At 69.4% G+C, this 20,965-nt stretch carries 26 protein-coding genes; 3 read left to right on the forward strand and 23 right to left on the reverse strand.

Annotated elements, in window-relative coordinates; translation table 11 throughout:
* Positions 1 to 68: 68 nt before the first annotated feature.
* The 3 genes from rpsI to PS271_RS11745 all read right to left on the reverse strand — a co-directional run bounded on the left by rpsI (position 69) and on the right by PS271_RS11745 (position 2,929).
* Positions 69 to 584 (reverse strand): 30S ribosomal protein S9, encoded by a 516-nt coding sequence (gene rpsI / locus PS271_RS11735; RefSeq protein WP_087927587.1) that lies wholly within the window; start codon positions 582 to 584, stop codon positions 69 to 71.
* A gap of 43 nt (positions 585 to 627) precedes the next feature.
* Complete coding sequence (gene rplM, locus PS271_RS11740; protein ID WP_120756571.1) at positions 628 to 1,074, reverse strand: 50S ribosomal protein L13; 447 nt, start codon at positions 1,072 to 1,074, stop codon at positions 628 to 630.
* A gap of 235 nt (positions 1,075 to 1,309) precedes the next feature.
* Entirely contained in the window at positions 1,310 to 2,929 is a 1,620-nt protein-coding gene (locus tag PS271_RS11745) for an ABC-F family ATP-binding cassette domain-containing protein (RefSeq protein WP_398381900.1), read from the reverse strand.
* Between the two features lie 65 nt (positions 2,930 to 2,994).
* Here PS271_RS11745 and PS271_RS11750 point away from each other — a divergent pair, with 65 nt between their 5' ends.
* Complete coding sequence (locus PS271_RS11750) at positions 2,995 to 4,047, forward strand: hypothetical protein (RefSeq protein WP_398381901.1); 1,053 nt, start codon at positions 2,995 to 2,997, stop codon at positions 4,045 to 4,047.
* 33 nt (positions 4,048 to 4,080) lie between these two features.
* Here the strand turns inward: PS271_RS11750 and PS271_RS11755 are convergent, their stop codons facing one another.
* Entirely contained in the window at positions 4,081 to 4,893 is an 813-nt protein-coding gene (locus tag PS271_RS11755; protein WP_398381902.1) for a hypothetical protein, read from the reverse strand.
* A gap of 176 nt (positions 4,894 to 5,069) precedes the next feature.
* Between PS271_RS11755 and PS271_RS11760 the strand changes: the two genes are divergently transcribed.
* Positions 5,070 to 7,271, forward strand: a complete 2,202-nt coding sequence (locus PS271_RS11760; RefSeq protein ID WP_398381903.1) for a glycosyltransferase — start codon at positions 5,070 to 5,072, stop codon at positions 7,269 to 7,271.
* A 147-nt stretch (positions 7,272 to 7,418) separates the two neighbouring features.
* Positions 7,419 to 9,542 carry a glycosyltransferase family 4 protein gene (locus PS271_RS11765; protein ID WP_398381904.1) on the forward strand — a complete coding sequence of 708 codons (2,124 nt, stop codon included), beginning with the start codon at positions 7,419 to 7,421 and terminating at the stop codon, positions 9,540 to 9,542.
* Positions 9,543 to 9,603: 61 nt separating this feature from the next.
* Here PS271_RS11765 and truA read toward each other — a convergent pair whose 3' ends face one another.
* The 19 genes from truA to rplX form a co-directional block, all read right to left on the reverse strand.
* A complete protein-coding gene (truA, locus tag PS271_RS11770; RefSeq protein ID WP_398381905.1) occupies positions 9,604 to 10,458 on the reverse strand; it encodes a tRNA pseudouridine(38-40) synthase TruA in 855 nt (284 codons plus the stop codon).
* A gap of 79 nt (positions 10,459 to 10,537) precedes the next feature.
* Entirely contained in the window at positions 10,538 to 11,002 is a 465-nt protein-coding gene (rplQ, locus tag PS271_RS11775) for a 50S ribosomal protein L17 (RefSeq protein WP_030368392.1), read from the reverse strand.
* Positions 11,003 to 11,145: 143 nt separating this feature from the next.
* Positions 11,146 to 12,168 (reverse strand): DNA-directed RNA polymerase subunit alpha, encoded by a 1,023-nt coding sequence (locus tag PS271_RS11780; RefSeq protein ID WP_004946635.1) that lies wholly within the window; start codon positions 12,166 to 12,168, stop codon positions 11,146 to 11,148.
* Between the two features lie 142 nt (positions 12,169 to 12,310).
* A complete protein-coding gene (rpsK, locus tag PS271_RS11785) occupies positions 12,311 to 12,715 on the reverse strand; it encodes a 30S ribosomal protein S11 (RefSeq protein ID WP_003948617.1) in 405 nt (134 codons plus the stop codon).
* Between the two features lie 105 nt (positions 12,716 to 12,820).
* Positions 12,821 to 13,201, reverse strand: a complete 381-nt coding sequence (gene rpsM, locus PS271_RS11790; protein WP_030368393.1) for a 30S ribosomal protein S13 — start codon at positions 13,199 to 13,201, stop codon at positions 12,821 to 12,823.
* A 179-nt stretch (positions 13,202 to 13,380) separates the two neighbouring features.
* On the reverse strand, positions 13,381 to 13,494 hold the full coding sequence (gene rpmJ / locus PS271_RS11795; protein WP_003956441.1) for a 50S ribosomal protein L36: 114 nt from the start codon (positions 13,492 to 13,494) through the stop codon (positions 13,381 to 13,383).
* A 59-nt stretch (positions 13,495 to 13,553) separates the two neighbouring features.
* The gene (gene infA, locus PS271_RS11800; RefSeq protein WP_003956442.1) at positions 13,554 to 13,775 is read right to left on the reverse strand and encodes a translation initiation factor IF-1; all 222 of its coding nucleotides are present in this window, start codon (positions 13,773 to 13,775) and stop codon (positions 13,554 to 13,556) included.
* A gap of 163 nt (positions 13,776 to 13,938) precedes the next feature.
* Complete coding sequence (map, locus tag PS271_RS11805; protein WP_398381906.1) at positions 13,939 to 14,775, reverse strand: type I methionyl aminopeptidase; 837 nt, start codon at positions 14,773 to 14,775, stop codon at positions 13,939 to 13,941.
* A gap of 101 nt (positions 14,776 to 14,876) precedes the next feature.
* Positions 14,877 to 15,527 (reverse strand): adenylate kinase, encoded by a 651-nt coding sequence (locus PS271_RS11810; protein ID WP_398381907.1) that lies wholly within the window; start codon positions 15,525 to 15,527, stop codon positions 14,877 to 14,879.
* On the reverse strand, positions 15,527 to 16,840 hold the full coding sequence (gene secY / locus PS271_RS11815; RefSeq protein WP_120756564.1) for a preprotein translocase subunit SecY: 1,314 nt from the start codon (positions 16,838 to 16,840) through the stop codon (positions 15,527 to 15,529). Before secY ends, PS271_RS11810 begins: the two co-directional genes overlap by 1 nt.
* 202 nt (positions 16,841 to 17,042) lie before the next feature.
* Positions 17,043 to 17,498: a 50S ribosomal protein L15 gene (rplO, locus tag PS271_RS11820; protein WP_190021806.1), complete on the reverse strand. Its 456-nt coding sequence runs from the start codon at positions 17,496 to 17,498 to the stop codon at positions 17,043 to 17,045.
* Position 17,499: 1 nt separating this feature from the next.
* The gene (gene rpmD, locus PS271_RS11825) at positions 17,500 to 17,682 is read right to left on the reverse strand and encodes a 50S ribosomal protein L30 (RefSeq protein WP_087927574.1); all 183 of its coding nucleotides are present in this window, start codon (positions 17,680 to 17,682) and stop codon (positions 17,500 to 17,502) included.
* Positions 17,682 to 18,284, reverse strand: a complete 603-nt coding sequence (gene rpsE, locus PS271_RS11830) for a 30S ribosomal protein S5 (protein WP_030368399.1) — start codon at positions 18,282 to 18,284, stop codon at positions 17,682 to 17,684. The genes rpmD and rpsE overlap by 1 nt, the downstream gene beginning before the upstream one ends.
* A 46-nt stretch (positions 18,285 to 18,330) precedes the next feature.
* The gene (gene rplR / locus PS271_RS11835) at positions 18,331 to 18,714 is read right to left on the reverse strand and encodes a 50S ribosomal protein L18 (RefSeq protein ID WP_398381908.1); all 384 of its coding nucleotides are present in this window, start codon (positions 18,712 to 18,714) and stop codon (positions 18,331 to 18,333) included.
* Between the two features lie 3 nt (positions 18,715 to 18,717).
* Complete coding sequence (gene rplF / locus PS271_RS11840; protein WP_398381909.1) at positions 18,718 to 19,257, reverse strand: 50S ribosomal protein L6; 540 nt, start codon at positions 19,255 to 19,257, stop codon at positions 18,718 to 18,720.
* Between the two features lie 22 nt (positions 19,258 to 19,279).
* Positions 19,280 to 19,678 carry a 30S ribosomal protein S8 gene (gene rpsH / locus PS271_RS11845; RefSeq protein ID WP_030368402.1) on the reverse strand — a complete coding sequence of 133 codons (399 nt, stop codon included), beginning with the start codon at positions 19,676 to 19,678 and terminating at the stop codon, positions 19,280 to 19,282.
* A 210-nt stretch (positions 19,679 to 19,888) separates the two neighbouring features.
* The gene (locus tag PS271_RS11850; protein ID WP_030368403.1) at positions 19,889 to 20,074 is read right to left on the reverse strand and encodes a type Z 30S ribosomal protein S14; all 186 of its coding nucleotides are present in this window, start codon (positions 20,072 to 20,074) and stop codon (positions 19,889 to 19,891) included.
* 5 nt (positions 20,075 to 20,079) lie between these two features.
* A complete protein-coding gene (gene rplE, locus PS271_RS11855; protein WP_087927569.1) occupies positions 20,080 to 20,640 on the reverse strand; it encodes a 50S ribosomal protein L5 in 561 nt (186 codons plus the stop codon).
* Complete coding sequence (gene rplX / locus PS271_RS11860; protein WP_120756562.1) at positions 20,640 to 20,963, reverse strand: 50S ribosomal protein L24; 324 nt, start codon at positions 20,961 to 20,963, stop codon at positions 20,640 to 20,642. The genes rplE and rplX overlap by 1 nt, the downstream gene beginning before the upstream one ends.
* Positions 20,964 to 20,965 lie beyond the last annotated feature (2 nt).

Below are 20,965 nucleotides of genomic sequence, written 5' to 3' on the forward strand. Positions count from 1 at the left end.
GCCGAAAGCCCCGGCGGGCACGGAGCGTGCCGCCGGGGCGTTCGAGCAGAAGCAGCGAAGCCGCGTGATTAGCGCTTGCTGTACTGCGGGGCCTTGCGGGCCTTCTTGAGACCGGCCTTCTTGCGCTCGACCGCACGGTCGTCGCGGGAGAGGAAGCCGGCCTTCTTCAGCGGGCCGCGGTTGTTGTCCACGTCCGCCTCGTTCAGCGCGCGGGCCACGCCGAGGCGCAGGGCGCCGGCCTGGCCGGAAACGCCGCCACCCGCGATGCGGGCGATGACGTCGTAGCGGTCGTCGAGCTCGAGCACCTTGAAGGGCTCGTTGACTTCCTGCTGGTGCACCTTGTTGGGGAAGTAGTCCTCAAGGGTGCGACCGTTGATCTTCCACTTGCCGGAGCCCGGAACGATCCGGACGCGGGCAATGGCGTTCTTGCGACGGCCCAGGCCGGCAGCCGGCTGCGGGTCACCGAAACGGGAAGCGAGCGACTCGGAGGTGTACTCCGACTCGACGACCTCGGTCTCGGTGGTGTACTCCTCGACGCCAGCCTCGTCGTCGATGACGGGGGTCTCGGCGGTGGTCTCAGCCACGATTCTCCTCAGATACTTTCTGTCTGGTCGGCGGTGGCCGGGACTAGCCCTGCTTGACCTGGGTGATCTCGAACGGCTGCGGGTTCTGGGCGGCGTGCGGGTGCACGGGGCCCGAGTAGACCTTCAGCTTCGAGAGCATCTGACGGCCGAGGGAGTTCTTGGGAACCATGCCCTTGATGGCCTTCTCGACGGCCTTCTCGGGGTTCTTGTCGAGCAGCTCGTCGTAGCGGACGGAGCGCAGACCACCCGGGAAGCCAGAGTGGCGGTACGCCATCTTCTGGGTCTTCTTGTTGCCGGACAGGTGCACCTTGTCGGCGTTGATGATGATGACGAAGTCACCCATGTCCATGTGCGGGGCGTACACGGGCTTGTGCTTGCCACGCAGGAGGTTGGCGGCCTGAGAGGCCAGACGGCCCAGGACGACGTCCTGCGCGTCGATGATGTGCCACTGGCGCTGGACATCGCCGGGCTTGGGGCTGAACGTACGCACGGTCGTAGCCTTCGCTTCTTCAGTGAGTGGGTCCTGACACGGCCCGCCTGAGGCGGCTGCCGGCGAGGGACGCACTCCGGGGACGCAACCCGGGTGCGGGCCGCTGGCGGCCACTCTGGTGGGCAAGCGTAAGGGCCCCTCGCGTGAGAACGACCAAGCCAATACGCATAACGAACTCGTAGAGTACCGGGCGCCCACCGGCGGGGTCAAAACACATCGTCTCACCGCTCGCGCGTCAGCGCTTGCGGGCCACCCGGCCCTCGTCCCAGACGGGCTCCGGGGCCTCACGGACACGGCCGTCGGCGCCGAAGACCAAGAAGCGGTCGAACGTCCGGGCGAACCAGCGGTCGTGTGTGACACACAGCACGGTGCCCTCGTACGCCTCCAGGCCCTCCTGGAGGGCCTCCGCACTCTCCAGGTCCAGGTTGTCCGTGGGCTCGTCCAGCAGCAGGGCCGTCGTCCCCGCCAGCTCCAGCAGCAGGATCTGGAAGCGGGCCTGCTGCCCGCCCGACAGCTTCTCGAAGGGCTGGTCGCCCTGCTTCTCCAGCTCGTACCGCCGCAGGGCGGACATCGCCCCGCCGCGGTCCTTGGCGTGCTCCGTCCACAGGATGTCGACGAGCGTGCGGCCCAGCAGCTCCGGGTGGGCGTGCGTCTGCGCGAAGTGCCCCGGCACCACGCGGGCGCCCAGCTTCCAGGAGCCCGTGTGCGCTACGGCCTCCCCGGCCAGGAGGCGGAGGAAGTGCGACTTCCCCGAGCCGTTCGAGCCCAGCACCGCGACCCGCTCGCCGTAGAAGACCTCCAGGTCGAACGGCTGCATGAGCCCCGTGAGCTCCAGCTTCTCGCAGGTCACCGCCCGTACGCCGGTGCGCCCGCCGCGCAGCCGCATCCGGATGTCCTGCTCGCGCGGTGGCTCCGGCGGCGGGCCCGCCTCCTCGAACTTCTTCAGCCGGGTCTGCGCGGCGGCGTAGCGCGAGGCCATCTCGTGGCTGACCGCGGCCGCCTGCCGCAGCGTGATCACCAGCTTCTTCAGCTGGGCGTGCTTCTCGTCCCAGCGCCGCCGCAGCTCCTCGAAGCGGGCGAACCGCTCCTTGCGCGCCTCGTGGTACGTGGCGAAGCCGCCGCCGTGCACCCAGACGTCACTGCCCGCAGGGCCCGGCTCCACGCTGATGATCTTCTCGGCGGAGCGGGCCAGCAGCTCGCGGTCGTGGGAGACGAAGAGCACCGTCTTCTTCGTCTCGCGCAGCTTCTCCTCCAGCCAGCGCTTGCCGGGGACGTCGAGGTAGTTGTCCGGCTCGTCCAGCAGCAGGACCTCGTCCGTGCCGCGCAGCAGGGACTCCAGGACCAGCCGCTTCTGCTCGCCGCCGGAGAGCGTGCGCACCTGGCGCCACTGCGCCTTCTCGTACGGGACGCCGAGCGCGGCCGTGGTGCACATGTCCCACACGGTCTCGGCCTCGTAGCCGCGGGCCTCGGCCCAGTCGGAGAGCGCCTGCGCGTACGCCATCTGCGCGGCCTCGTCATCGCGCTCCATGATCGCGGTCTCGGCCTCGTCGACGGCCTTCGCGGCCTCGCGGATACGGGGCTGGGCGACGGAGACCAGCAGGTCGCGGACCGTACGGTCGTCCCGGACCGAGCCGACGAACTGCGGCATCACGCCGAGCCCGCCGCTCACCGAGACCGCGCCGCCGTGCGGCTGGAGCTCGCCCGCGATCAGGCGCAGCAGCGTGGTCTTGCCCGCGCCGTTGGCGCCGACGAGGGCGACCGCGGTGCCCTCGCCCACGCGGAAGGAGACGTCGCCGAGGAGCACCCTCCCGTCGGGGAGGTAGTACTCCAGGTGGCCCGCTTCGACATGTCCCATGGGCGGGATTCTCCCTGTTTCCACAGGGGGCGACCAACCAGTTTCCGCGGTTTACGATGCACGCCATGAACTTTGGGCAGGGAGGGCCGCACGGGGCCCCGGGTGATCCGCAGCAGCCGGGGCCGCCGCCGGGTCAGGGGCCGGGGCCGGCGCCGGCGCCGGCGCCGGGCGGGCAGCCGATGCCGCCGGCCGGGCAGTTCGGTCCGCCGCCGGTGCTGCTGCCGCAGGCTCCCCAGCAGTCCCAGGCCCCGTCCCAGCCGCAGCCGCAGCCCCAGCAGCCGGGCCCTTGGGGCCCCGCCCCGGGGCAGGCCGCCTCGCAGACCCCCGACTGGGACGCCCTCGCCGACGACACCGCCTCCCGCGGCCGCCGCCGCAAGTGGCTGCTGATCGGCGGCGGCGCGCTGGCCACGGTCGCCGTCGCCGGCACCGTGGCGGCCCTCGTCATCGGCTCCGGCAAGAACAGCAAGGCCGACGGCCTGCCCTCGCCGCAGAAGCTCCCCAGCTCCTCCGGCTCGCCCGAGCCGTCGTTCTCGCAGGTCGCCCCGCCGCCCCCGCCCAATCCGCGGGACTTCATAGCCGGCGCGGACAAGGACACGGCCCCGCTGAGCACGAAGACGCTGTTCCCGCACAGCAAGCCGTCCCTGGACAAGCGCAAGTACGACCGCACGGCCACGACCAGCAACAAGGACTGCGCCACGGCGGCGCAGGGCGGCCTCGGCGCCGTCCTCACCGCCAACGGCTGCCGCGAGGTGCTGCGGGCCACGTACGTACGGGAGGGGGTCGCGGTGACGGTCGGCGTCGCCGTCTTCGACACGAAGGCCGCGGCGGACAAGGCCAAGGAGCAGTCCACGGGGAACATCGAGTCCCTCGCGGGCGACGGCCCGTCCTTCTGCCGGGCCACGGCCTGCCGCCTGACCGCCAATGCGGAGGGGCGCTACGCGTACTTCACGGTCGCCGGCTACACGAACGGCAAGGCCGTCCCCGACGACGACAAGGACGCCCTCCAGGCCGGCCGCGACGTGGCGGGCTACACGTTCCGCCGCATCATGGCCCGGGCGAACGCCCAGGCGTCGGCTTCGGTGGCAACGCCGACGCCGGGCGCGAAGAAGGAGGCGTAAGCCCCTGCGGGGGCAGCGGGGCGCCCACCGGGCTCAGCCCCCGTCGCCCCCGTCCCCCGCCTCCCCGCCCTCGCCCGCCGCCATCGGCGACGACGGGGGCGGTGCCGTGGGGGCCTTTTGTTCCGCCTGCTCGACCTTTTTCACCTGCGCGGTCACCAGGTCCGGGGGGATTTCCACGTCCTCGGGGTCGCCCAGGCTCGTTGCGAAGAACATCGCGAGCGTCGCGCCGGAGCGGACGACCGTGATCAGGCTCGGCGCCCGTTCCGCCGCGTTCTCCAGGCGGTAGGCGACGGCCTCGTCGCCCAGCCGCGGCGCGGCGACGGTCCGTACGGCCCGGAACTCCTGCGGTTCGCCCTCGCCCGTGAGCATGGCGAAGCCGCCCGCGCAGCGCCCCGCGGCGGAGCGCAGCCCGCGCAGCGTCGCGGCCGCGCCGTCACCGCGGTAAGCGGAGACGCGGATCATGCCCATGAGGCCCTGGAAGTCGAGGTCCTCGCCGGCCTTGGCGAAGGTGTTGACGACGGACGCGGCCGGCTCGGGCCGCGGCTCGGAGCCGAGGGCGTCGACGAGCGGCCGGCAGGCGGCGGCGTCCGTACGGGGCCGCCCGCCGCCCGCCGCACTGGTGCCGGCGCGTTCGATCTGGAAGCCGGGGACCTCGCGGGCGCCGAGCTCGACGTGCCGCAGCTGCGCGGGGCTCAGTATCCGCACGGCACTGCGCAGGCCCTTGGCCTCGCCCCGGGAGCCGCCGCGGCTCGCCGCGCCACCGGTACCGCCGTCGCCGCCACTGCCGCCGCATCCGGCCGTCAGCCCGAGGGCCACGACCGCGGAGACCGCCACCATCGCCTTCACAGGGCCAGCCTCCCAGCGCCCGGGAGGTCCGTCCCCGCGCCACGCCAGTCCACACGGTTACCCTCTGGACTGCCGTTCGACGTACGGCTTGACAGGGGCTTCACGGCTGCCCCTACAGTTCGCTCGCCCGAACATGCGGGCGACACCTGACCAGCGGAAGACAGGAGCGCACGCCCATGAAGATCGCGTTCCTGATCCACAACGCCTACGGCATCGGCGGCACCATCCGCGCGACCGGCAACCTCGCGAGCGCCCTCGCCGCCCGCCACGACGTCGAGCTCGTCTCCGTCTACCGCAGCGCGGACGCCCCGCAGCTCCCCGCCGGCCGCCGCGTCCGCCTCACCTCGCTGATCGACATCCGCAAGGACGCCCCGGGCTCGGAGACGGGCAACGAGCTCCAGCAGCAGCCCAGCGCGCTCCTGCCGGCCCGCGAGCGCGACGTGAAGGCCTTCACCCGCCTCGCCGACCTGCGCGTCGCCCAGTACCTGGAGGCCACGGACGCGGACGTCGTCGTCGCCACCCGCCCCGGCCTCCTCGTCCACCTCACCCGCCTCGCCACCGAGCGCACCTACGTGCGCATCGGCCAGGAGCACCTCATCCACGGCGGCCACCACCCGGAGGTCCGCGCCGCGCAGGACGCCGCGATCCCGCTCCTGGACGCCCTCACCACCGTCTCCGAGGCCGACGCCGCCACCCACCGCGCGGCCCTGCCGGAGGCCCGTACGCACATCGCCGCCCTGCCCAACGGCGTCTCGGCCGCCGCCGTGGAGCCCTCCGACGGCAACGCCAAGCTCGTCGTCGCCGCGGGCCGCCTCATCCCCGTCAAGCGCTACGACCTGCTGGTCGACGCCTTCGCCAAGGTCGTCGCCGAGCGCCCCGACTGGCGCCTGCGCATCTACGGCCGCGGCCCCGAGCGGACCGCCCTGCGCGAGCGCATCGACAAGCTCGGCATCAACGAGAACATCGCGCTCATGGGCCCGCACTCGCCCATCGAGACCGAGTGGGCCAAGGGCTCCATCGCCGCCGTGACCTCCGACTTCGAGTCCTTCGGCATGACCATCGTGGAGGCCATGCACTGCGGCGTGCCGGTCGTCGCCACCGACTGCCCCCAGGGGCCGCGCGAGATCATCGAGGACGGCGTGGACGGCCTCCTCGTCCGCCCCGGGGACGCCGGCGCGATCGCCGAGGGCCTCCTGAAGCTCATCGGCGACGAGGAGCTGCGGCGCTCCATGGGCCGCGCCGCCCGCATCTCCGCCCAGCGCTACGCCCCCGCGCAGATCGCCGAACGGTTCGAGCAGATCGTGCGCGAGGTCCGCCCGGAGCTCCTGCCGGAGCCGGTGGCCGGGCCCGCGAAGGGGGCCGCAAACGGGGCCGCGAAAACGACACCCGCCCCCGCCACCCTGCGCCGCACCGCCGCCCGCCTCGTACGCCCGCTGCGCCGCAAGGCCGCCGAGGCCGCCGGAGCCCTCCGCCCGGCCCGCCCCGCGGCCGCGCCCGAAGCGCCGGCCAAGGCCGCGCCCCTGAAGCCGCTGCGCCCCCGCGCGTCCGCCCGCGCCACCGCCGACGGCGGCCTGGCCGTCCGGCTGCCCCGCGCGGGCGTCACGGGCGAGCGGCTGACGCTCACGGCCCGCCTGCGCGGCACTGACGGCACCGCTGAAGGCGAGCGCATCGAGCTGCCCCTCGCCCGCCCCGCGACCGGCAAGGGCCCGCTCACCGCCGTCCTCGACCGGGCCGGCACCCCGCTCGCCGAGGGCCGCTGGGACTTCTTCGTCGAGCGCGCCGACGACGGCAAGCGCGCCCGGGTCGCCGCCGACCTCGTCGAACAGGCCCGTCTGCTGACCCTCCCGCTCGGCCGCGACGCCGACGGCCACGCGACCGCCTGGGTGCCCTACGTCACCGCCGCCGGCTCCCTGACCCTGCGCACCTGGCGCCGCCCCGCCCACGCCGAGCTGGACGCGATCGCCGTCGGCGAGGCCTCCCTGACCGTGACCGCCACCGTGCACGGCGCGGCAGCGCCCCTCACGCCCGCCTCCCGCCTCGTCCTCGTCTCGCCCGCGGACCCCGCGTACGACGTGGAGGTGCCGCTCACCGCCCTCGGCGAGCGGCAGCTGCGCTGCACGGTCCCGTACGACCTGCTCTTCGCCCGCCGCGGCACCGCCCACGACGTCTGGCGGCTCGCGCTGCGCCCAGCGCCCGCGGAACCGCACATCCCGCTCGGGCGTCTCACGGGCGACGGCGTGGACCGCAAGCGCACCGACGTGCACCCCGCGCGCACCCTCGCCCACCCCGTCCGCGGCAGCGTCGCCGTGCGCCCCGTCTTCGACCCGGAGAACGATCTCACCCTTGACGTGAACGATGTGACTCAAGCCACAATGTAGCCTGCACAGGCAACCGAAATCCCTCCCAACGGTCTTAACCGACGGATCGGACCGGACCGACGAGGCGTCCGGCCGAGGGGAGACCCGCACACCCAGGCCAGGGGGAAGGACGGACGCGCCGCCCGCTCGCGCCGCGCACACACCGCCATGAAGATCTCTTTCCTTTTGCAGAACGCCTACGGCATCGGCGGCACGATCCGCTCCACCTTCAACGTCGCCGGCGCGCTCGCCGCCCGGCACGACGTGGAGATCGTGTCGATCCACAGGACGGGCGGCACGCCCAAGCTCCCCCTGCACCGCAAGGTGAAGCTGGTCCACCTGATCGACACCCGTGCCGAGACCGGAGCCGACCGGGACAACCCCCTGCTGGAGCAGGACAGCGCCCACGTCCCGCCCGTCGAGGCCAAGGGCGCCCACTTCAGCGCCCTGACCGACAAGCGCGTCGCCGAGCACCTCGCCCGCACCGACGCCGACGTCGTCATCGCCACCCGCCCCGGCCTGGTCATGTACCTGGCCGAGTTCGGCCAGGACCGCTATCTGCGGATCGGCCAGGAACACCGGATCTACGGCACCCACGAGCCGAACATCCGCGCCGCCCAGGACCTGGCGATCCCCCACCTCGACGCGCACACCGCCGTCTCCGACGCCGACGCCGCGACCCACCGCGAGCACTTCCCCGGCATCAAGACCAAGCTCATCGCGCTGCCCAACGGCGTCCCCGCCTCCGAGGTCGAGCCCTCCGACGGCAACGCCAAGCTCGTCGTCGCCGCCGGCCGCCTCATCCCCGTCAAGCGCTACGACCTCCTCGTCAAGGCCTGGGCCACCGTCGCCGCCGCCCGGCCCGACTGGAAGCTGCGCATCTACGGCCGCGGCCCCCAGCAGGCCAAGCTCCGCGAGCAGATCGACCAGCTCGGCCTCGCCGGGCACATCACCCTCATGGGCGCCCACTCCCCCATCGAGACCGAGTGGGCCAAGGGCTCCATCGCCGCCGTGACCTCCCGCGAGGAGTCCTTCGGCATGACGATCGTGGAGGCCATGAACTGCGGCGTCCCCGTCGTCGCCACCGACTGCCCGCACGGCCCCGGCGAGATCATCAAGGACGGCCACGACGGCCTCCTCGTCACCAACCTCGACAGCGACGCCATCGCCAAGGGCCTCCTGAAGCTCATCGAGGACGACGAGCTGCGGCACACCATGGGCAAGAACGCCCTGGTCTCCGCCGAGCGCTACCACCCGGACGCCATCGCCCGCCGCTACGAGGAGCTCATCGAGAGCCTCGGCGGCGCCCGCGACGGCTCCGCCCCGGCCGCCGCCCCCGCGGGCAGCGGCTCCGGAACGGCCGAGCGCAAGCCCGCGCCCGTCCCGCTCTCCAAGATGCTGCGGCGCACCGCCGGCAAGCTGCTGCGCCCGCTGCGCCGCGGCGTCGCCAAGCCCTCCACCCCGCCGGTGAAGGCCGCGCTCAAGGAGATCGTCCGCAAGCCGCTGCGCTGCACCGCCTCCTGCCGCGTGGACGCCGACGGCAACATCCACGTCTTCGTCGACCGCAAGGGCCTCTCCGGCGAGAAGCTCTCCCTCACGGTCACCCGCCGCAAGGAGGGCAAGCCCGTCAGCGTGCCCCTCAAGGCACCGGCCGGCCCCCAGGCCCCCTACACCGCGGTCCTCGACCGCAAGCAGCTCCGCCTCGGCGAGGGCCGCTGGGACCTCCACGTCGTCCGCGGCGACGACAACGCCCGCCGCCGCGTCGTCTCCCGCTTCGCCGAAGGCCGCGGCCTCGTCGAGCTGGAGGCCCTGCCCGGCTCCCCCTTCACCTGGTGGGTGCCCTACCCGACGGTCGACGGCTTCCTCGCCCTGCGCGCCTGGAACCGCCCCGTCCACGCCGAGGCCCGCGCCCTCCACCAGGACGAGACCGCCCTCACCGTCGAAGGCACCCTGCACGGCGCCGAGTTCACCGACGGCGCCCAGCCGGTCCTCGTCGCGACCCCGCGCGCGGACACCGCCGACCGGGTGACCGCCGAGGTCACCGCCGTCGACAGCACGACCTTCCGCGTGACCGTTCCCTACGCCGACCTGCGGCACGCCCGCGGCACCGGCGAAGAGAACACCGTCTGGGACCTGGCCCTGCGCCTGACCCCGGACGGCGAGCCGGTCAAGGTCGCCCGCCTCATCGGCGACATCGTCGACCGCAACAAGACGGACCTGTACCCGAAGATCGACGGCATCAAGCCGTACTTCACGGTCAACAGCGACCTGGCGCTGAGCTGCTCCGTCTGACCCTCGATACGCGAGTGGGGCCCGGCTTTCGCCGGGCCCCACTGCGTTTCCCCGTGTGTCGTCAGCAGCAACCCGCGCCGGGCAGCGTCCGCTTGTTGCGCGCCGCAAGGTTCCGCGCCGCCAGCTCGGAGTCGGCCGGATAGCCGACCTCTTCCAGCGTCAGCCCGTGCGGCCGCACCACATGCACGGCGGAATCCCGCACCCGCGCCGCCAGCACCTTGCCCGGCCAGTCCACCGGCCGGTGCCCGTCACCGACGAACAGCAGCGCGCCCACCAGCGACCGCACCATGTTGTGGCAGAACGCGTCCGCCCGCACGGTCGCCGTGATGACGCCGGAAGCGTCCCGCTCCCAACTCAGCTGCTGCAACGTCCGGATGGTCGTCGCGCCCTCGCGCCGCTTGCAGTACGCGGCGAAGTCGTGCTCGCCGAGCAGCGCCTGCGACGCCTCGTTCATGGCCGCCACGTCCAACGGCCAGTCGTGCCACAGCACATGACCCCGCAGCAGCGGGTCGACACCGCCGTGATGGTCCGTCACCCGGTAGGCGTAGCGCCGCCAGATCGCGGAGAAGCGCGCGTTGAAACCGGCCGGCGCCTCGGCGACCCGCCACACCCGTACGTCATGGGACAGCCGGCCGGCGAGCCGCCGCAGCAGCTTCTCCTCGTGCTCGGCCCACACCTCGGCCGGCAGGTCGACGTGCGCGACCTGGCCCCGGGCGTGCACCCCGGAGTCGGTACGGCCGGCGACCGTCAGCTCGTAGGTCTCGGACGACCGCGTCACCGTACGGAGGGCGGACTCGATTTCGCCCTGCACGGTGCGCAGGCCCGAACGCTGCTTGGCCCAGCCGGAGAAGTCCTTGCCGTCGTACGACAGGTCCAGCCGCACCCGCACGAAACCGGGTGCCACCTCGTCACTCACCGAGAGTTCCTCTCACAGAAATGCGGGACGGGCCCGCCCCCGGAAGGGGCGGGCCCGTCACTGACACGCATCAGCGTCGTCAGGCGTCCTTCGACTCCTCGGCCGGAGCCTCGGCAGCAGCCTCGGACTCCTTGACCGCACGCTTGGTGGCGGCCTCGGCCTCGGCAACGGTCGCCTTCTTGGCGATCTCGCCCTCGACCAGCTCGATCACGGCCATGGGCGCGTTGTCGCCACGGCGGTTACCGATCTTGGTGATACGGGTGTAGCCACCCGGACGCTCGGCGAAGCGCGGAGCGATCTCGGTGAAGAGCACGTGCACGATGCCCTTGTCCGTGATCGTCTGCAGCACCTGGCGACGGTTGTGGATGTCGCCCTTCTTCGCCTTGGTGATCAGGCGCTCGGCGACCGGACGCAGGCGGCGGGCCTTGGCCTCGGTCGTCGTGATGCGGCCGTGCTCGAAGAGCGACTTGGCGAGGTTCGCCAGCATCAGCTTCTCGTGCGCGGCACCGCCGCCCAGACGGGCACCCTTGGTGGGACGCGGCATGGTGTTTCTCCTAGGTGTCTGCCCCGGCCGTATCAGGTACCGGAGTCAGTATCCGAGCGGGCGGTTGCCCGTCGGAGACCCGCGCCCCGAAGGGGCGCGGGGAACTGCGCGACCAGCCGAAGCCGGCCTGCAGCCAAAACCGATCAGTACTGCTCGGTCTCGACGAACCCGGCGTCCGCGTCGTCGTCCGCGCCGAACGCGTCGGCCGCAGCGGTCGGGTCGAATCCGGGCGGGCTGTCCTTGAGGGCCAGGCCCATGCCGGCCAGCTTCGCCTTGACCTCGTCGATCGACTTCGCACCGAAGTTGCGGATGTCGAGCAGGTCGGCCTCGGAGCGGGCGACGAGCTCACCCACGGAGTGGATGCCCTCGCGCTTGAGGCAGTTGTACGACCGAACGGTGAGCTCGAGCTCCTCGATCGGCAGCGCCAGGTCGGCGGCCAGGGCGGCGTCCGTCGGGGACGGGCCCATGTCGATGCCCTCGGCGTCGATGTTGAGCTCGCGGGCCAGACCGAACAGCTCGACCAGGGTCTTACCGGCGGACGCCATGGCGTCGCGCGGGCGCATGGCCTGCTTGGTCTCGACGTCGACGATCAGCTTGTCGAAGTCGGTGCGCTGCTCGACACGGGTCGCCTCGACCTTGTAGGTGACCTTGAGAACCGGCGAGTAGATGGAGTCGACCGGGATACGGCCGATCTCCTGGCCCACCTGCTTGTTCTGGACGGCGGAGACGTAGCCGCGACCGCGCTCGACGGTCAGCTCCATCTCCAGCTTGCCCTTGGCGTTCAGGGTCGCCAGGACCAGGTCGGGGTTGTGCACCTCGACGCCGGCCGGCGGGGCGATGTCGGCGGCGGTGACCAGACCCGGGCCCTGCTTGCGCAGGTACATCACGACCGGCTCGTCGTGCTCCGAGGAGACGACCAGCTGCTTGATGTTCAGGATGAGGTCGGTGACGTCCTCCTTGACGCCCGGCACGGTGGTGAACTCGTGCAGGACACCGTCGATGCGGATGGACGTGACCGCCGCACCCGGGATCGAGGAGAGGAGCGTACGACGCAGGGAGTTGCCGAGGGTGTAGCCGAAGCCCGGCTCGAGCGGCTCGATCACGAACCGCGAGCGGAACTCGTCGACGACCTCTTCGGTCAGCGAGGGACGCTGAGCGATCAGCATGCGATGAATCCTTCAGTCATGGACACCCACTATTTGATGTCCTGAGTACTACAAGGGTACGGGCGATACGGCCCCGAGGAGCCGTACCGCCCGTGTGCCGTATCAAGCGGCGGTCACACCAAGGGGTCGGAGACCCCGTGGATCAGACGCGGCGACGCTTGGGCGGACGGCAGCCGTTGTGCGGGGTCGGGGTGACGTCCTGGATGGAGCCGACCTCGAGACCGGTCGCCTGGAGCGAACGGATGGCGGTCTCACGACCGGAACCCGGGCCCTTGACGAACACGTCGACCTTGCGCATGCCGTGCTCCTGCGCGCGGCGGGCGGCCGACTCGGCAGCCATCTGCGCGGCGAACGGCGTGGACTTGCGCGAGCCCTTGAAGCCGACGTGGCCGGCGGAGGCCCAGGAGATCACGTTGCCGGTCGGGTCCGTGATGGACACGATCGTGTTGTTGAACGTGCTCTTGATGTGCGCGTGGCCGTGAGCGACGTTCTTCTTTTCCTTGCGGCGCACCTTCTTGGCAGCGCCCTGACGACCCTTGGGGGGCATGTCTTACTCCTGATGGAGGGAGGTGGTCGGTCCTACAGCGAAGACCGCTGGATTGCGGGCGTCTTAAGGGGTTACCCCCCGGAGCACCGCAGCGTCCGCTGTGGACTACTTCTTGCCCGGCTTCTTCTTGCCGGCGATGGCGCGACGCGGGCCCTTGCGGGTACGAGCGTTCGTGCTGGTGCGCTGACCGTGGACCGGCAGGCCACGACGGTGACGCAGACCCTGGTAGCAGCCGATCTCGACCTTGCGGCGGATGTCGGCCTGGATCTCGCGACGGAGGTCACCCTCGGTCTTGAGGTTGGCGTCCACGTACTCGCGGATCTTGACCAGGTCCTCTTCGGGAAGGTCACGAACGCGGGTGTTCGGGTTCACACCGGTGGCGGCGAGAGTCGCCTGCGACTGGGTGCGGCCGATACCGAAGACGTAGGTGAGTGCAACCTCCACGCGCTTGTCACGCGGGATGTCAACACCGGAAACGCGTGCCATTCAATGGCTCCAGATGTTCTCGGGGGTCTGACACAGAACCGATCCCGGCCGCCGTACTAGGTACGTTCCGGGTCCCCGGCCCCCGCCGGAGGTATCGCCAGTGATCACTGGACGGGTTCTGCGTATGTACGATTTTTGCTCGCGTCGCGCGAAGAAACTGCGGAGTGCAGGTTTCTGCGTCAGCCCTGGCGCTGCTTGTGGCGCAGGTTGTCGCAGATGACCATGACCCGGCCGTGACGGCGGATCACCTTGCACTTGTCGCAGATCTTCTTGACGCTCGGCTTGACCTTCATGGGTGTGAGGTTCTCCGGGTCAGTGCCGTCACCCCGAACGACCGGGGCGGCGACAAGATCTACTTGTAGCGGTAGACGATCCGGCCACGCGTCAGGTCGTACGGAGAGAGCTCCACGACGACCCGGTCATCCGGAAGGATGCGGATGTAGTGCATACGCATCTTGCCGCTGATGTGCGCGAGGACCTTGTGACCGTTCTGGAGCTCCACCTTGAACATTGCGTTCGGCAGAGACTCGATCACGGTGCCCTCGATCTCGATGGCACCTTGCTTCTTGGCCACGCTTCGCCTTTCGAATCGGCTACCTTGATCAACTCTCGTATGTGCGTGCCATCGGTACGGAGGCATGCGGATACACGAGAGCCGACGCGTCAGTCTACGTCAGGGCAACCCGAAAGACTAATCCAGGGGTGACTGCCCGGCCGCAGTGATCCTTAACCGGCGGTCACGCCAGGGGGTCGGGGGCCGCCGTGACGCCGTATTCCGCCAGCTTCGCCTTGCCGCCGTCCACGGCCGTGAGGACGAGCGGGCCTTCCTCCGTCAGGGCGACGGAGTGTTCCCAGTGGGAGGACCAGGACATGTCGTCCGTGAGGACCGTCCAGTCGTCCTCCAGGACGTGCGTACGGGCCGTGCCGAGGCTCACCATGGGCTCGATGGCGATGCAGAAGCCCGGGACGAGCTTGGGGCCCTTGCCGCGCTTACGGGAGACGTAGTTCAGCAGGTGGGGGTCCATGTGCATCTCGGAGCCGATGCCGTGGCCGCCGTAGTCCTCGATGATCCCGTACTTGCCGGTGGCCGGGCGGGGCTGGCGGCGGATGTAGCCCTCGATGGCCCGGGAGATGTCCACCAGGCGGTTGCCGTTCTTCACGGCGGCGATGCCGGCCCACATGGACTCCTCGGTCACCCGGGAGAGCTCGATCAGCTCCGGAGCGTGACCGGTGCCCACGAAGGCCGTGAAGGCCGCGTCACCGTGCCAGCCGTCGATGATGGCGCCGGCGTCGATCGAGATGATGTCGCCGTCCTTGAGGACCGTCTTCTCGTCCGGGATGCCGTGGACGACGACCTCGTTCACCGAGGTGCAGATGGTGGCGGGGAAGCCGCCGTACCCGAGGAAATTCGACTTGGCGCCGTGCTCGGCGATCACCTTGCGGGCGACCTCGTCCAGGTCCTTGGTCGTGGCACCCGGCACGGCCGCCTCCCGGGTTGCCGCGTGGATGGCGGCGACGACCAGCCCCGCCTCGCGCATCTTCGCGATCTGCTCGGCGGTCTTGATCTCGACCATGGGGTGGTGCCTTTCTGGGACTGCGGTCCGACTCGGGTAACAACACTACGGCCGCGGTGCCCCTGGGGGGCGCCGCGGCCGTAGTCCTGGCTGCAAAAGGCTCAGTCGCGGTCGAGCGCGCTCATCGCCCGCTCCGTGACCTCGGTGACCTTGCCGAGGGCCGAGATCGTCACCACGAGGCCCTGGGCCTTGTAGTAGTCGATGATCGGCTCGGTTTCGCTGTGGTAGACCTCCAGCCGGCGGCGGACGGTCTCCTCGCTGTCGTCCTCGCGCTGGTACAGCTCGCCGCCGCAGGTGTCGCAGACACCCTCGGTCTTCGGCGGGTTGTAGATCGCGTGGAAGATGTGGCTGCTGTCCTTGCGGCACATCCGGCGGCCGGCGATCCGCTTGACGACCTCGTCCTCCGGGACCTCCAGGTCCAGGACGGCGTCCAGCTTGAGGCCGCCGGCCTTGAGGTTCTGGTCCAGCGCCTCGGCCTGGGCCAGGTTGCGCGGGAAGCCGTCGAGCAGGAAGCCGCCCTCGGCGTCCGGCTGCGACATGCGGTCCTTGGCCATGCCGATGGTGACCTCGTCCGGCACGAGCTGGCCGGCCCGCATGTACTCCTGGGCCTTCTGCCCCAGGGGCGTGCCCTGGCTGATGTTCGCCCGGAAGAGGTCGCCCGTCGAGATGTGCGGGATCGCGAGGTTCTGGGCGAGGTACGCGGCCTGCGTACCCTTGCCGGCGCCGGGCGGCCCGACGAGGACGATTCGCATCAGCGGAGGAACCCTTCGTAGTTGCGCTGCTGAAGCTGGCTCTCGATCTGCTTCACAGTCTCCAGACCGACACCCACGATGATCAGGATGCTGGTTCCCCCGAACGGGAAGTTCTGGTTCGCGTTGAGTGTGACCAGTGCCACCGTGGGCACCAGGGCGATCAGGCCCAGGTAGAGAGAGCCCGGCCACGTGATGCGGTTCAGCACGTAGCTCAGGTACTCCGCGGTGGGACGACCCGCCCGGATGCCCGGGATGAACCCACCATACTTCTTCATGTTGTCGGCAACTTCTTCGGGGTTGAAGGAGATGGCGACGTAGAAGAAGGCGAAGAAAACGATCAGCAGGAAGTAGGTGACCATGTAGATCGGGTGGTCACCCTTGACCAGATTGCGCTGGATCCACTCCGCCCAGTCCGCCTTCGACCCGGTGAACTGCACGAGCAGCGCCGGGATGTAGAGCAGCGACGAAGCGAAGATGACGGGGATCACACCCGCCTGGTTCACCTTGAGCGGGATGTAGGTGGACGTGCCGCCGTAGGAACGACGGCCGATCATGCGCTTGGCGTACTGCACGGGGATCCGGCGCTGGGCCTGCTCGACGAAGACCACGAGCGCGACCATGGCCAGGCCGCAGAGGATGACCAGCGAGAACTCCAGCCAGCCGCCCATCAGGCTGCCCTGCAGCTTGATCGCCCAGAGGGCGGTCGGGAAGCCGGCGGCGATGGAGGTGAACATCAGGATCGACATGCCGTTGCCGATGCCGCGGTCGGTGATGAGCTCACCGAGCCACATGATCAGCGCGGTACCGGCGGTCATGGTGATGACCATGACGACGGTGGTGAAGATCGACTGGTTGGGAACGATCTGGTTCCCGACGGTGCAGCCCCCGAACAAGGCACCGCTGCGGGCCGTGGCGACCAGGCCGGTGCCCTGAAGGATCGCAAGAGCCACGGTCAGATAACGCGTGTACTGCGTGATCTTTGCCTGTCCCGACTGACCCTCCTTCTTGAGGGCTTCCAGCCGTGGAATGACGACGGTCAGGAGCTGCAGGATGATGCTCGCCGTGATGTACGGCATGATCCCGAGCGCAAAGATCGTGATCTGCAGCAGCGCGCCACCACTGAACATGTTCACGAGGCCGAAGAGTCCCTGACCACTCTTGGTCTGGTCCATGCACATCTGGACATTGCGGTAGTCGACGCCCGGCACCGGCACATGAGCACCGAGCCGGAAGAGCACCATGATGCCCAGCGTGAACAGCAGCTTCTTGCGCAGGTCGGGCGTCTTGAACGCCCGGGCGAACGCGGTGAGCACGGTGCCTCCTGCGCCTCTCACGTTGCCACGCGAGAGGTGACGGTCTTGAGGATCGACGATTACTTATCAGTCAAAATCCGCGCGGACACAGGCCGCGCGGAGGTTAACAGTGCACGCCACCTTACCGGCGACCGTGCCCCCCTTGGAACGACCAACCGGGGATGCCCCTTTTGGGACATCCCCGGTTGTCAGTTCAACGAGCTCAGACGAGCTCGGTGACGGTGCCGCCGGCAGCGGCAATCTTCTCCTTGGCGGAGGCGGAGACGGCGTCAACCGAAACCTGCAGCGCCACGGAGATCTCGCCCTGGCCCAGGACCTTGACGAGCTGGTTCTTGCGCACCGCACCCTTGGCGACCAGGTCGGCCACCGTGACCTCGCCACCCTGCGGGTAGAGCGCGGCCAGCTTGTCCAGGTTCACGACCTGGAACTCGGTGCGGAACGGGTTCTTGAAGCCCTTGAGCTTCGGCAGGCGCATGTGGAGGGGCATCTGCCCGCCCTCGAAGCGCTGCGGAACCTGGTAACGGGCCTTGGTGCCCTTGGTACCACGACCTGCGGTCTTACCCTTGGACGCCTCACCACGACCCACACGGGTCTTGGCGGTCTTGGCGCCCGGGGCAGGACGGAGGTTGTGGACCTTCAGCGGGTTCTGCTCCGCCATGTCAGTCGACCTCCTCAACCGTCACGAGGTGGCGGACGGTCTGCACCATGCCGCGGATCTCGGGACGGTCCTCCTTGACAACCACGTCGTTCAGGCGCTTGAGCCCGAGCGAACGCAGGGTGTCGCGGTGGTTCTGCTTGCTACCGATGTAGGACTTGACCTGCGTGACCTTGAGGCGAGCCATTACGCACCCGCCCCTGCACGCGCCCGCAGCAGAGCGGCGGGAGCAACGTCCTCCAGCGGCAGGCCACGACGGGCGGCGATCTCCTCGGGACGGGAGAGTCCCTGGAGGGCCGTCACCGTGGCGTGCACGATGTTGATCGGGTTCGAAGAACCGAGCGACTTCGACAGGATGTCGTGAACGCCGGCGCACTCGAGCACGGCACGCACCGGGCCACCGGCGATAACACCGGTACCGGGGGAAGCCGGCTTGAGCAGGACGACGCCCGCGGCCTTCTCGCCCTGGATCGGGTGCGGGATGGTGCCCTGGATACGGGGGACCTTGAAGAAGTTCTTCTTGGCCTCTTCCACGCCCTTGGCGATGGCAGCCGGAACTTCCTTGGCCTTGCCGTAACCGACACCCACGGTGCCGTCACCGTCACCCACCACGACGAGCGCGGTGAAGCTGAAGCGACGACCACCCTTGACAACCTTGGCGACGCGGTTGATCGCGACTACGCGCTCAACGTACGCGGTCTTCTCGGCGGCAGCGCCACCGTCGCGACCCTTCCGGTCCCGCCGCTCGCCGCCACCGGCACCGCTTCCGCGGCGCTGGGGTCCAGCCATTGGATTTACCTCTCTCTGTTACGTCCGCTAGCTCCGGAACCGGGGCTTAGAACTTCAGCCCGGCTTCGCGGGCGGCGTCAGCCAGAGCGGCAATGCGCCCGGCGTACCTGTTGCCACCACGGTCGAACACGACGGCCTCGACACCGGCAGCCTTCGCACGCTCGGCGACCAGGGCACCGACCTGCTTGGCCTGCGCGGACTTGTCGCCCTCGCCACCACGGATCGAAGCGTCCAGGGTCGACGCCGACGCAAGGGTGTGGCCCTTGAGGTCGTCGATGACCTGAGCGGTGATACCGCGGTTCGAGCGGGTCACGACGAGGCGCGGACGCTCCGCCGTACCCGACACGTGCTTGCGAATGCGGACATGGCGGCGGGCCTTGGCGGCACGCTTGTAAGCGTCGCCCTTGGCGATCTTCACACCGTATGCCATGGCTTACTTACCAGCCTTTCCGACCTTGCGGCGGATGACCTCGCCGGCGTACTTGACGCCCTTGGCCTTGTACGGGTCGGGCTTCCGCAGCTTGCGGATGTTCGCCGCGACCTCGCCGACCTTCTGCTTGTCGATGCCCTCGACGCTGAGCTTCGTGGGCGACTCGACCTTGAAGGTGATGCCCTCGGGCGCCTCGATCAGGATCGGGTGGCTGTAGCCCAGGGAGAACTCCAGGTTGGAGCCCTTCGCCTGGACGCGGTAACCGACACCGCTGATCTCGAGAGCCTTGCTGTAGCCCGCGGTCACGCCGGTGATCATGTTCGCCACCAGCGTGCGGGACAGGCCGTGCAGGGCCTTGTTCTGACGCTCGTCGTTCGGACGCGAGACGACAAGGGTGCCGTCCTCGTCCTTAGCGATCTCGATGGGCGCGGCAACGGCGTGCGTGAGGGAACCCTTGGGGCCCTTCACGTGCACCGTACGGCCATCGATGGTGACGTCCACACCAGCGGGAACCTGGATGGGCAGCCGTCCAATACGCGACATTGGCTATTCCTCCGTTCCCTGGTTACCAGACGTAGGCGAGGACTTCCCCACCCACGCCCTTCTTGCTGGCCTGCTGGCCGGTCAGGAGACCGTGGGACGTGGAGATGATCGCCACGCCCAGGCCGCCGAGGACCTTCGGCAGGTTGGTGGACTTTGCGTAGACACGCAGGCCCGGCTTCGAGATCCGCTTGATGCCCGCAATGGAGCGCTCGCGGTTCGGACCGAACTTCAGGTCGATGACGAGGCTCTTGCCAACCTCGGCGTCCTCGACCTTCCAGCCGGCGATGTAGCCCTCCTGCTGCAGGATCTCGGCGATGTGCGCCTTGATCTTGCTGTGGGGCATGGCCACGGTGTCGTGGTAAGCCGAGTTCGCGTTCCGCAGACGGGTCAGCATGTCTGCGATCGGATCGGTCATGGTCATGTTTGGCCTTCGGCCTCTCTCGCCGGGGTTTCCTATGTGCGCCATCCCTCTCCCCGAACTGAGTCGGAGCGGGTGCGGCGCGGGGACCTACGGCGTAGTAAGACGGTCATGGGCGGCGGGCACCCAACCCTTCAACTCTACGCGAGTCAAAAGGCCGGGCCCCACCGTCCTTGATGCTTACCGAGAGCCCTGGTCAACCCAAGTGGGTTATTACCAGGAGCTCTTGGTCACGCCCGGCAGCTCGCCACGGTGAGCCATCTCACGAAGGCACACGCGGCAGAGGCCGAACTTGCGGTACACGGAGTGCGGACGGCCGCAGCGCTGGCAGCGGGTGTACGCGCGCACACCGAACTTGGGCTTGCGAGCAGCCTTGGCAATCAGAGACTTCTTCGCCATCTCGCTTACGCCTCCTTGAACGGGAAGCCGAGGTGACGAAGGAGGGCGCGGCCCTCGTCGTCGTTGGTCGCCGTGGTCACCACGGTGATGTCCATACCCCGGACGCGGTCGATCTTGTCCTGGTCGATCTCGTGGAACATGACCTGCTCCGTGAGACCGAAGGTGTAGTTGCCCCGACCGTCGAACTGCTTCGGGGACAGACCACGGAAGTCGCGGATGCGCGGCAGCGCGAGCGACAGGGTGCGGTCCAGGAACTCCCACATGCGGTCACCACGGAGGGTGACGTGGGCGCCGATCGGCTGGCCCTCACGCAGCTTGAACTGCGCGATGGACTTGCGAGCCTTGGTGACGGCGGGCTTCTGGCCGGTGATCGTGGTGAGGTCGCGGATGGCGCCCTCGATCAGCTTGGAGTCGCGGGCGGCGTCGCCCACACCCATGTTGACCACGATCTTGGTGAGGCCGGGAACCTGCATGATGTTCTCGTAGGAGAACTCCTCACGCAGCTTGCCGATGATCTCTTCGCGGTAGCGCAGCTTGAGACGCGGCGCGTTGGTGGTGGCAGTCATCAGATGTCCTCACCGGTGCGCTTGGCAACGCGGATCTTGTTGCCGTTGTCGTCGAAGCGGTAACCGACGCGGGTGACGACCTTCTTGCCGTCCTTCTCCACGACGAGCTGAACGTTGCTCACGTGGATCGGGGCCTCGGTCGTCACGATGCCGCCGGTCTTCGAACCGCGAGCGGTCTGGCCGGCCTTGGTGTGCTTCTTGACCCGGTTGACACCCTCGACGAGGACGCGGTTCTCGCTGGGCATGGCCACGATGACCTTGCCCTGCTTGCCCTTGTCCTTACCGGTGATGACCTGGACCAGGTCGCCCTTCTTGATCTTCATCG

This window comes from Streptomyces sp. SCA2-17 (genome assembly GCF_044336695.1).